The following is an 11,106-nucleotide window of genomic DNA, read 5'->3' as shown; positions in this document are numbered from 1 at the left end:
CGTCGCCGAGGGGAGAGTTTATGGAAATCAGCGAGATCCGCGTCACGTTGCGCAAAGAAGACAAGCTCAAGGCTTTCGTCACGGTCACGTTCGACAAATGTTTCGCCGTCCGCAACATGAAAATCGTGGATGGGGAGAAGGGGGTCATGCTCTGCATGCCCTCCCGGAAATTGCCCGATGGGACGTTTAAGGACGTCGCTCATCCCATCAACGCCGATTTCCGGTCTTACCTCGAGCAACGGATTTTCGCCGCCTACGAGGAGGAAGTAAAGCGTTCGGCCAACGGCTCCTCCCCCGCCTCCTAACTCGTTAAACCCAACCCCCCGGGATTTGCTAAAATCCCGCTCCGTCGTTCCCCGTGACTTTGATTGGATTTTTGGGGCGTCGCCAAGTGGTAAGGCAACGGCCTTTGGAGCCGTCATTCCTAGGTTCGAATCCTAGCGCCCCAGCCATTAAAGGTTGATACAAACTGTCCATTGAGGCCCGGCCGCGAACAGCGGCCGGGCTTCTTTGCTGTCCGGGCGGGCGGGAAAAGATTCGATTCGGAATTGCGGGCGGGCGAATCTAAGGCGGGGGCCGCGTGCGACGCGGCCGTGGTAGGCCGCTGATTTGAAAGTCTTTTTCCGTCGGGCGGGCGGGCGAAGTCGGGGGCGGCGGCGTCCGAAGGACGCCCATAAAAGAACTCAACCGAAGTCGTCTTTTTCGAGTAGTTGATCCCGGCAAGGCGTTGGCGAATGGCCAGAATCCTTTCCATCCCGGTCCTGCGCGCGCAAATGTTAAGAAATTCCTTTAAGGTTTCAGCCGCCTTTTCGGGGGTCAGACCCCCCTCCAATAGCCCTGGTTCGAGTCCAGGCCCTTGGGGGGTCCGGGTTTGGCTGTTGTGTACAAAAACGAGATTTTTGAGGTAGTCCTCATCCATAGAGATGCGGAGGAGGTTCTTGTAGAGCATATCGTGGAACCGCTCCGCGTTGATCTGGCGGGTGGAGCAGGTGTCCCATCCCTTGTGGGTGAGGTTCGCGCAACGGTAGTAATGATAGCGGCGGTGTCCGCTCTTATTGTCCTTGTCCGTGTAGGTGGAGGTCATGACGGAGCCGCATTCCTGACAACGAATGAACCCCGTGAATGGCAGGGCGGGCACGTGGTCGGCGCGGTGGCGGGGGGTCTCCTTCATGAGGGTTTGGACGTGGCTGAAAATGTCATCGGTGATGATGGCGGGGTGGAGGCCGGGGTGCGCCTTGTTCTTGTGGACGACCTTTCCGGTGTAGGTCTGATTTTGGAGGACGTGCCAGATCATGGCTTCCGTGGGGAGGTTCCCCTTGGGGGTGGTCAAGCCCTGCGCTTTGACGCGGTCGTGGATGCGGCGGATGGAGCGCGTTTCCGCGTAGGTGTTGTAGATCATCCTCACGGCCTCGTCCCGAGGCGCGTCCAGTACCAATTTACCCTCCTCGACTTTGTAGCCGAAGGGCGGTGTGCCGCCGAAGTACATCCCCCGCCGCACTCGTTGGATCACCTTGTCCTTGACCCTCTCGGAGGCCAGTTCGCGCTCGAATTGGGCGAAGGTCAGCATGATGTTGCGGAGGAGCCGCCCGGCGGGGGTGGACGTGTCGAAGCGCTCCGTCACGGAAATGAACCCCGCCCCGTGCTTCTCAAAAAGTTCGATCAATTGATAGAAGTCGCGCGGTGACCGGGTCAGCCGGTCAATCTTGTAGGTCAAGACCATGTCAATGTTCCCGGCGCTGATGTCCCGGAGCATGTCCTGCATGGCGGGGCGGTGGGTGTTCGCCCCGGTGAAACCCGCGTCGGTGTACACCTTGAAAATCTTGAACCCCTCCTGGCTGGCGATGAAAGAGCGGATGCGCTCCTCCTGGGCTTCGCAGGAGTTGAACTCGACCTCGGCCTGCATGTCCGTTGAAACGCGGGTGTAGATGGCGCAGAGGGTGGATTTATTTTTGTCGGCGGATTCAGTTTGCATGGGACGCCTCCGTTGACTAAGATGTGAATGGTAGCGACTCAAATACTACTTACTATTGTAGTAGTATAATAAGCAGTAGTAAAGGGCGGCGTCATGCTCGGAAAAAACATCAAAGCGTTCCGGACGAAAAAGGGATGGTCGCAACAGAAACTTGCCGAGGCCGCGAGTCTTTCATACGCGACGATCACCAAGCTAGAGCAGGGGAGGGCCAAGGAGCCGACGATTCATTCCATGATCAAGCTGGCCGACGCCTTGGGCGTGAGCATTGACGCACTCGTGGGGCGGACCCCGCCGAAGTAGAGCGCGGCTTACTCGGACCATCCGACGATCCGCACGTGATCGCCGTCAATCCAGGCTTTCCCCTTCCCTGCCGTCGGTTCGATGAGGTAGTCCACCGCGTGGGGCTTCAAGCGCACGTCTCGAATGATGACCGAGATTTCAACCCCGTTGCTCCATACGAGACCTTCCCGCCCCACCGCCAACTGCTCGTCCTTGAGAGACATACGCCCCCCTTTTTGCGGATTCATTACATAGTGCATGATGCACCATATTTTAGGCCAAAAAAATTCGCCTACGACTTCTTCGCCTCTTTTTCGATCAGCCAGCGGATGTAATTTGAAATGCTGCGCTGATCTTTCTTGGCGAGAGCCTGTAGGGTCTTCATTTCTTCGGGCGTCAAACGAACCTGGACCGCCCGCACCCTTGGGTTGCTGCTCGTCCGGACCATCTGTTGGAAAGTATGACATTCTGCACTACATAGGGTCAAGGAGTATGTCGGGTTTCTACCTTGCGAGGTGCGGCGGCGACGTGGGCCGACGCGGTGAGCCGTAAGAGCGAACGGGCCGAGTTTGGGCCAACCGAGCCCGCCATTCACATGCCGGTACGGATTCCCCTTTCCCTTTAGGGAGAGGGGGCGGGGAGAGGGCGCGCGCAGGACCGGGATGGAAAGGATTCTGGCCATTCGCCAACGCCTTGCCGGGATCAACTACTCGAAAAAGACGACTTCGGTTGAGTTCTTTTATGGGCGTCCTTCGGACGCCGCCGCCCCCGACTTCGCCCGCCCGCCCGACGGAAAAAGACTTTCAAATCAGCGGCCTACCACGGCCGCGTCGCACGCGGCCCCCGCCTTAGATTCGCCCGCCCGCAATTCCGAATCGAATCTTTTCCCGCCCGCCCGGACAGCAAAGAAGCCCGGCCGCTGTTCGCGGCCGGGCCTCAATGGACAGTTTGTATCAACCTTTAATGGCTTGATAGACGAAGTTGTTCCAAAATTCGCCTGTTCTTTCCCAACTATATCACATCACTATTGGGACAGCGTGAAGGTGTCGGGGGAGAAGTGCGTCCGCTCGGCGCGAGCGCCGCGCCTTTGATCCCTCGCCCCCTTGGGGGAGAGGGTGGCCGAAGGTCGGGAGAGGGGGTCCCGCCCCGTCGGTGGCATCGTCGGTCACTTGGCGGTGACCGTTATAACCCGCCACCCGCAGAGAGAGAGACACCGCCGCGCTCTCTCTATTAAGAGACAGCAGAGAGCGGGGAGGCAGAGGCGGAAGGCTCGGGCCTTCGGCCCTCGCCCCGCGCCGGGGGCTGTCGCGTCCGCGCCCGGCGTGATCGTCCCGGCGCTGTCGTCGCGCAGGCTGGATCGTCACCGTCGCCTGGGAAAAACCGGAAGCCGCCACGCGCGGGAGGAAAGAAGCTGGTCCCGCAGAGGGAGAGGGAAACCCCCGCGCCTGGCTGTCGCGGCGAAAGGCAGAGGCCGCCGCCGCGCTTGAAAAGAAGAGCCCCGGCCCTTCGGGCCGGGAGGAAGAAGGCCGCTCGGCGGGCCGAAAGACGGCCCGCCTCGCTCGGTTGTCGCTGGCGGTTGGACGGCTGGACCGGGACGGCGGGGCCGTCGCTCCGGTTTGCGGAGCGCGAGACGGCCGCGCGCGGGGCCGCCACGAAAGACGCGCGGCGGCCCCACGCGCTCGTTGATCGCTGGCGGTTGGACGTTTGGCGGGACGGCTGACGTTGCGGGCTTCGGCTTGCGGAGGCGCGGCGGGCCGTCGCCAAAGACGGGCGTCGTCCCGTCGCGTTGGGATGGCTGGCCGCTGACGGCTGGACGTTTGGACGGGAAAGGCTGGGCGAGCGCTCCGGTTTGCGGAGGAGAAGGCCGCGCGGCGGTCCGCCACGAAAAACGCGCGGCGGCCCACCGCGCTCGTTTGTCGCTGACGGTTGGACGCGGCGGGGACGGCGGACGCCGGGAGCTGCGGCCTTCGGGAAAGAAGCTCCCGGGGCCAGCCGCCACCAAAGACGGGCGGCGTCTGTCCCCGGCCCGCTCCGCGCCCGGCTTCGCACGGGCGCCCGCCCAAGTCAAAGGCAACGTCAAAGGCGGCCCCGGCCCCGCCTGACGGCGGGGCTCCCTGCCCGGCCCGGCGGTCCTGTCCTGTTTGGGGGGAGGGGGGCGCGCGCGGGGTTGAATGGCGGGGTGGATCTTCCTAAATCGTATCCGTCGTTGGGAGGCTTGGGCTTACCTCGCGGAAGCCAGGCCGACCGCCGTTGGACAACCTTTCAAGGCGGGCTTGGTCTGCCGAAGAGTTCCCGGCGACCAAGACAGCCGGTTTTCCGCCAAAAATGGGGGGAGGAGGTATGGAACGAACCTTGAAACGTTCTAAGGACGAATGAAGCAGGGATATCCGCTCCTCGGAAGCGCACCCAAGAGGACTACCTTCTGTGGCCGGTAGAAATCGAGGCAAAAACGCTCCGTCCGGCAATACCGCGCAGCGTGTCATGCCGCGTGCCATTGACAGGCCCAAAAAGATCGCCTATAACATGACTGACTGTTCAGTCATTTATGGAGCGATCATGAAAAGCCGCCATAGAACCGAAAAACACGAAGTCAGAAAACGCCAGATTTTGGATGCCGCGCGGAGCATTTTGATCCGAAGAGGGTACCAGGACGTCCGGTTGGACGACATCTCCCGCTCCGCCGGCATCTCCAAGGGCGCGCTCTATCTTTACTTTCGCGACAAAGAGGACCTCTTCGCCGCGGTCCTGGGCGACCTCGTCGAGCGCCTGGAGGCGCGCCTGCAAGGAATTCCGCCCCAGGGTTCGGCGCTCGACATGCTCCGAAAGACCGCGCAAGAAGAGCTTGCCTTCGTGGACGAAAACAAGGACTTCATCGTGCATTTCTCCCTGGAAAAACCGAGCTTATGCGGAGCCCGGGCCGGGAAGGAGCTCCGGAGAAGGTTCGCCAAACACCTGCTTTTTCTCTCGGAACGCATCAAGGCCTGCATAAAACAGGGAAGCCTGATGTCCCCCGATCCTTCCCTGGGCGCGTTTTTCCTGATATCGCTGGTGCGCATGTTCATGCTTCGAAAACTCATGGGGCAATCCGCCAAGCCGCTCGCTTCATGCGCGACGGACCTGATGGATCTCTTTCTGAATGGTCTGGGAAGAAAAGAGGCCAAGGCCCATGAAAAATAGCCTGCTCGTCCCGCTCCTCGTTTTTCTCCCTCTCTTCCCGGCATGGGGCGCGGAGCCTTCCACGGGAACTTTGACGTTGTCACTGGATGACGCGGTCGAGATGGCTCTCCGGCAAAACCTGGACGTCTCTTTGGCCGAGTTGAACCTCCGCATGTTGGAGAGCCGACACCGGGCCGTTTTTGGCTTGGCCGTCCCGGACGTGAGCCTGACAGGGAACTACACCCGGAATTTCGAGAGACCCTCTGTCTTTTTCTCGGGCAATAGGACCGAGACCGGCTCCGCCAACAGCTACCGCGCGGGCGTGGAACTGGAGCAGACGGTTTACTCCGGGGGTAAGCTGGGGAAAGGCCTCCGGGCGACCCGCCTCGGCGTCGAAGCCGGGAAGGACAACCTCCGCGGGGCAAAAGACGAGATCACCCTCGCGGTCAAAAGCCTGTTCTATTCGGTTCTCCTGGCCAGCGCCACGGTCACCATTCAGGAGGACAACCTCGCTTCCGCCGAAGAGCACCTGAGAACCATCAAGGAGAGGTTCAAACAAGGGTTGGACAGCGACCTGACGCTCCTGCGGCAGGAGGTTGAGGTCGCCAACGCCAAACCCGCCGTGATCCAGGCGCGCAACCTTCTGGACCTGGGTTTGACCCTGCTGAAGGACGCCATGGGCATCGACGTGGACCGCCCCGTGCTGCTGACAGGGAGGCTCGATCCGGCGGACCGCAAGGTGCCGAGCTACGCCGGGCTCTCGCGCCTCGCCCTCGAGCGCAACCCGGAGTTCCACGCCGCCCAAAGAAGCGCCGAGGCCTCCATGAGCCTGATCCGGGCGGCCGCCGGCGACCTCCACCCCCAACTCTCCATTTTCGCCAATTACCAGTGGTTCGCGGAATCGGAAGACCTGAGCCCGGGGCCGAACGAGCGGGCGACGAGCGCCGCCGGAGGGCTTAAGCTTCGCTATCCCTTTTTTACCGGCGGAGAGACCCTCGAGCGAGTACGCCAAGCCAGGCTGGAATACGAGAGGGCGCAGACGCTGGCAAACGAACTGGAACGCTCGGTACGGGTCGCGGTGAAACGGAATTGGCTGGCGGTCATGGAGGCGAGCGAACGCGCGGAATCCCAAGAGTCGGCCATCGGACAGGCGCGCAGGGCTCTGGAGGCCACGGAAATCCGCTACAAGGCCGGCCACGCCAGCCAGCTCGAGCTCAACGACGCCACTTTGGCGCTCAACCGGGTGCGCATGTTGTACGCGCAGGCGCTGCACGACTATCAAGTTGCTTTGGCGGCGCTTGAACGCGCCGCGGGCACGAAGATCGAGGAGATGAAGCCATGACCACACGACGCGAATTAGGGGTGATCCTGCTGGCGATGACGGTTGCGGCCGGCTGCGGTAAGAAAGAGGAGGCCGCGCCGACGCTCGAGACCTTTCCGGTCCGCGTTGAGGCGGCGGCCAAGCGCACGCTTGAGGACGCCCTGATCCTCGTGGGCTCGCTCAAGGCCAAGGACGAGGCGACGGTGTTCTCGCGCGTGCCCGGCAAGCTCAAAGCGAACCTCGTCAAGGAAGGCGACAGGGTTCGCCGCGGCCAGCCGGTGGCGCTCGTGGAGCGTGACGAGGTGGGCGTGCGCTTCGAGCCGGCCCCGGTCCCCTCCACTCTCAACGGCGTCGTCGGCCGAGTCTACCTCGACCGGGGCGCGGACGTGACTCTCAATACCCCGGTCGCCCTCATCGCCGACGTCAGCGCCGTCATCGCCAAGGCGGACGTCCCGGAGCGCTATGCCGGGCGCGTTCGATCCGGCCAGGACGTGCGCGTGCGCGTCGAGGCCTTCCCCGAACGAACCTTCCAAGGCCGGGTTTCCCGGGTCAGCCCCGTCGTGGACCCCGCCACGCGCAGCGCCTACATGGAGGTCCTGCTCGACAACTCCTCGGGCCTGCTGCGCTCGGGCATGTTCGCCAACCTCTCCATCGTCGTGACCGCCAAGGCGGGCGCGCTGGCGGTGCCCGTCGAGGCCGTCACCGACGGCGGCGGCCCGTCGATCTTCGTGATCAAGGACGGCAAGGCCGTCAAGCGCGCGGTCGTCGAAGGACTCAAGACCGAGACGCACGTCGAGATCAAGGAGGGCCTCTCGGCGGGCGAAGAGGTCGTCACCTTCGGCCTTTTCGGGCTCAAGGACGGAAGCGCCGTCCAGGTGCTCGCCCCGGAGCCGGGAGAGAAGAAATGAAGCTCGCCGACGTCAGCATCAGCCGTCCCATCTTCGCGACCATGATGATCTCGGCGCTGGTCGTGCTCGGCCTTTTCTCCTACGGCCGGCTCGGCGTCGACCTGTTTCCGAATATCGACCTGCCCATCGTGACGGTCTCCACGACGTTGCGGGGCGCGAGCCCCGAGGAGATCGAAACCTCGCTCACCAAGCAGATCGAGGAGGCGGTCAACACGATCTCCGGCATCGACGAGCTGCGCTCGACGAGCTTTGAAGGCCTGAGCCAGGTGATCGTCACCTTCGTGTTGGAGAAGGACGCGGACGTCGGCGCCCAGGAGGTCCGCGACGCGGTCGGACGGGTGCTGGCCGATCTCCCGCAGGGCACCGATCCCCCGGTGATCCAGAAATTCGACCCCGGCGCCGCGCCCGTGATGTCGATCGCCGTCAGCGGCGCTCTGCCCCTGCGGGAGATCACCGAAATCGCCAAGAAGAGGATCAAGGAGCCGCTCGAGACGATCAAGGGCGTGGGCAAGATCAGCATGGTCGGCGGCCGCGAGCGGGAGGTCCACGCCGTGGTCAACCCGATGAAGCTCGCCGCCTTCAAGCTCTCGATCAAGCAGGTCAAGGAGGCGCTCCAGCAGCAGAACATCGAGGTCCCGGGCGGCCGCGTGGAGCAGAGCCGGCGCGAACTCGTGCTGCGCACGATGGGGCGCATCGAGTCCCCGAAAGAGTTCGAGAGGGTCGTCATCGCCAACGTGAACGGCGTGCCCGTGCGCGTGCGCGACATCGGCCGCGTGGAGGACGCCGAGGAGGAGCCCCGCTCGCTGGCCCGTCTCGACGGCACGAGCGCGGTCTCTTTGATCGTGCAAAAGCAGTCGGGCATGAATACGGTCGAGGTGATCCAGCGGGTCAAGGAAGACCTCGCGGACCTCAAGGCGGCCCTCCCTCCGGGCGTCTCCGCCAAGGTCGTGCGCGACCAGTCCGAGTTCATCCTGGGCTCCGTGCACACGGTCCAGGAGCACTTGGTCTTGGGGGCGATCCTCGCGAGCGTCGTCGTCCTTCTGTTCATGGGGAGCTTTCGCAGCACCTTGATCGCGGCCGTGGCCATCCCGACGAGCCTCATCGCGACCTACATCCTGATGGACACGGCCGGGTTCACGCTCAACAACATGACCCTGCTGGGCCTGGCCCTCGCGGTCGGCGTCGTCATCGACGACGCCATCGTGGTGCTCGAGAACATCTTCCGGCACATGGAGGAGGATGGCGCTCCCGCCATGCGCGCCGCCGGCGAGGCGACCCGGGAGATCGGCACGGCCGTCATGGCCACGACTTTGTCGCTCGTCATCATCTTCCTGCCGTTGGCCTACATGCCCGGCATCGTGGGGCGCTTCCTCAAGGAATACGGCTTCACAGTGGCCTTCGCCATCATGGTGAGCCTCTTCGTGGCCTTCACCTTGACGCCGATGCTCTGTTCGCGGTTCCTTAAAATCCAGCACGGTCCCAAAAACAAGCTGCAACTGTGGGTCGATCGCCTCAACGACTATCTCAAGGAGCGCTACGGCCGGATGGTCGAGTGGTCGATGCGCCGCCGCCGGCTGATGGTCGCCGCCACGATCCTCACGATCCTGTCCACCGGCGTCATCATCCGCTTCGTAGGCAAGGATTTCATCCCGCCGGACGACGCCGGCGAGTTCCAGATCACGATCAAGTCGCCCGAAGGGACCTCGATCAAGGCCATGGACCTCATTCTCAAGCAGATCGAGGCGGAGGTCAACCGGCTGCCGGACGTCGAGAGCCTGCTCGCCTCGATCGGCGAAGGCGAGGGGGCGAGCGTCAACGACGGACTGGTCTATGTCCGCTTGGCGCCCCTCGGCAAGAGGAAGGCCAACCAGTTCGTGGTTATGGCCCTGGCGCGCAAGGCGCTGGCCAAATATGAGGGGCTGCGGATCGGGGTCACGCCCATCGCCGCCATCTCGGGAGGAGGCTTCAAGTCATCGGACTTCAACTACGTGATCTCCGGCCCGGACCTCGACCGCTTGAGGGACTACTCGGCCGCCATCGTCGAACGCCTCAAGAAGGCCCCGGGCATCGTGGACGTGGACACTTCGCTCACCTACGCCAAGCCTGAGCTCAGGGTCCGCATCGACCGCGACCGCGCCCAGGACCTCGGCGTCAAAATCGAGGACATCGCCAACAGCCTGCGCACGATGGTCGGCGGCGAGGAGGACATCACCAAGTACAAGGAGGGCGACGATCTCTATCAAGTGCGCCTGCGCGTGGACAAGAATTACCGCGACCGGCCGGACGTGATCTCGGGACTGTACGTGCCGTCCTCCAAGGTCGGCTTGGTCCGCCTGGACAGCGTGGCGACCCTCGTGGAGGCGCGCGGCCCGTCGCAGATCGACCGCGTCAACCGCCAGCGCTCGGTCACCATCACCGCCAACCTGCAGGGCGCGCCGATCGGTTACGCCATCGACAAGGCCAACGAGGTGGTCAAGGAACTTAACCTGCCGCCCGACTACAAGACGGGGCTGCTCGGCAAGGCGAAGGAGTTCGGGCGCATGATGAAGGGCTTCCTGGTCGCCTTCGGGCTCTCTTTCATCTTCATGTACATGGTGCTGGCTTCCCAGTTCGAGAGCTTCGTCCATCCGGTGACCATCATGATGACCTTGCCGCTCTCCATCCCGTTCGCCCTGATCTCCCTGCTCGTCATGGGCCAGAACCTCACGATCTTCTCGATCATGGGCATATTCATGCTCTTCGGCATCGTCAAAAAGAACGCCATCCTCCAGGTGGACTACACGAACACGCTGCGCGAGCGCGGCATGGAGCGCGACAAGGCCATCCTGGAGGCGAACAAGACGCGCCTGCGGCCCATCCTCATGACCACCATCGTGCTCGTGGCCGCCATGCTGCCGGTGGCCTTCGGCGGCGGGCCTGGCGCGGCCAACCGGGCGACGATGGCCGTCGTCATCGTGGGCGGGCAATCGCTTTGCCTTCTGATCACCCTGCTCGTCGTGCCCGTCTTCTACTCGCTCTTCGACGACGCCACGCAATGGGTCAAGGCCCGCATGGGAGGCGATTCATGAAGCTGCTCCTGCTCGTGTTCCGTTCCACGTTCGAGGACGCGGTGCTGCGCATCCTCGACGCGCTCAAGCTGCCCGGCTACACGGAGGCCCCCCAAGTCTACGGCACGGGCGCGATGGGACCGGTCTTCGACAGTCACGCCTGGCCGGGCTTCAATGGCATGGTGCTCTCGGCCCTGAGCGAGGAAGACGCGCGCCGGGTCGTTGACGCCCTGGCGTACTTCGCCCAGACCCGCGAAAAGGACGGAGAGCACATGCCCATCCGCATCTTCTCGGTCCCATGCGAGCAGTTGCTTTAAATCCAAGGAGTGAGCCTGGACGCGCAAAAGGAACCGATGGCGGCGGATAAGTAATGGCGCGGATCAACCGGCCGGCGCCGTGACGAAGGGGGCCTTGGTTGGAGCG

10 protein-coding genes and 1 tRNA gene are annotated in these 11,106 nt (G+C 63.2%); 9 read left to right on the top strand and 2 right to left on the bottom strand.

All coding sequences use genetic code 11. The annotated features are described in order from the left end of the window. Positions 1-20: 20 nt before the first annotated feature. Together IPI56_08020 and IPI56_08015 are read left to right on the top strand one after the other, a co-directional pair. The gene (locus IPI56_08020; GenBank protein ID MBK7545670.1) at positions 21-305 is read left to right on the top strand and encodes a septation protein SpoVG family protein; all 285 of its coding nucleotides are present in this window, start codon (positions 21-23) and stop codon (positions 303-305) included. Positions 306-377: 72 nt separating this feature from the next. Beyond that, positions 378-452, top strand: a tRNA-Gln gene (locus IPI56_08015). Here IPI56_08015 and IPI56_08010 read toward each other — a convergent pair. Then, positions 425-1,972 (bottom strand): recombinase family protein, encoded by a 1,548-nt coding sequence (locus IPI56_08010; protein MBK7545669.1) that lies wholly within the window; start codon positions 1,970-1,972, stop codon positions 425-427. The genes IPI56_08015 and IPI56_08010 overlap by 28 nt on opposite strands. A gap of 93 nt (positions 1,973-2,065) precedes the next feature. On the opposite strand from IPI56_08010, the gene IPI56_08005 reads away from it, so the two are divergent. Then, positions 2,066-2,272, top strand: a complete 207-nt coding sequence (locus IPI56_08005) for a helix-turn-helix transcriptional regulator (GenBank protein MBK7545668.1) — start codon at positions 2,066-2,068, stop codon at positions 2,270-2,272. Positions 2,273-2,280: 8 nt separating this feature from the next. Here IPI56_08005 and IPI56_08000 read toward each other — a convergent pair whose 3' ends face one another. Further along, positions 2,281-2,475, bottom strand: a complete 195-nt coding sequence (locus IPI56_08000) for a hypothetical protein (GenBank protein MBK7545667.1) — start codon at positions 2,473-2,475, stop codon at positions 2,281-2,283. A gap of 1,259 nt (positions 2,476-3,734) precedes the next feature. Here IPI56_08000 and IPI56_07995 point away from each other — a divergent pair. From IPI56_07995 to IPI56_07970, 6 genes are all read left to right on the top strand, one after another. Next, entirely contained in the window at positions 3,735-3,971 is a 237-nt protein-coding gene (locus IPI56_07995; protein ID MBK7545666.1) for a hypothetical protein, read from the top strand. Positions 3,972-4,675: 704 nt separating this feature from the next. Continuing rightward, positions 4,676-5,428 carry a TetR/AcrR family transcriptional regulator gene (locus tag IPI56_07990; protein ID MBK7545665.1) on the top strand — a complete coding sequence of 251 codons (753 nt, stop codon included), beginning with the start codon at positions 4,676-4,678 and terminating at the stop codon, positions 5,426-5,428. After that, positions 5,418-6,749: a TolC family protein gene (locus IPI56_07985; GenBank protein ID MBK7545664.1), complete on the top strand. Its 1,332-nt coding sequence runs from the start codon at positions 5,418-5,420 to the stop codon at positions 6,747-6,749. Before IPI56_07990 ends, IPI56_07985 begins: the two co-directional genes overlap by 11 nt. Then, the gene (locus IPI56_07980; GenBank protein ID MBK7545663.1) at positions 6,746-7,636 is read left to right on the top strand and encodes an efflux RND transporter periplasmic adaptor subunit; all 891 of its coding nucleotides are present in this window, start codon (positions 6,746-6,748) and stop codon (positions 7,634-7,636) included. Before IPI56_07985 ends, IPI56_07980 begins: the two co-directional genes overlap by 4 nt. Further along, a complete protein-coding gene (locus IPI56_07975; GenBank protein ID MBK7545662.1) occupies positions 7,633-10,704 on the top strand; it encodes an efflux RND transporter permease subunit in 3,072 nt (1,023 codons plus the stop codon). The genes IPI56_07980 and IPI56_07975 overlap by 4 nt, the downstream gene beginning before the upstream one ends. After that, the gene (locus tag IPI56_07970; protein ID MBK7545661.1) at positions 10,701-11,000 is read left to right on the top strand and encodes a hypothetical protein; all 300 of its coding nucleotides are present in this window, start codon (positions 10,701-10,703) and stop codon (positions 10,998-11,000) included. The genes IPI56_07975 and IPI56_07970 overlap by 4 nt, the downstream gene beginning before the upstream one ends. Positions 11,001-11,106 lie beyond the last annotated feature (106 nt).

This window comes from Elusimicrobiota bacterium, from assembly GCA_016706425.1.
Classification (GTDB): Bacteria; Elusimicrobiota; Elusimicrobia; order FEN-1173; family FEN-1173; genus JADJJR01.
This window is presented reverse-complemented; position numbering and strand designations above follow the sequence as displayed.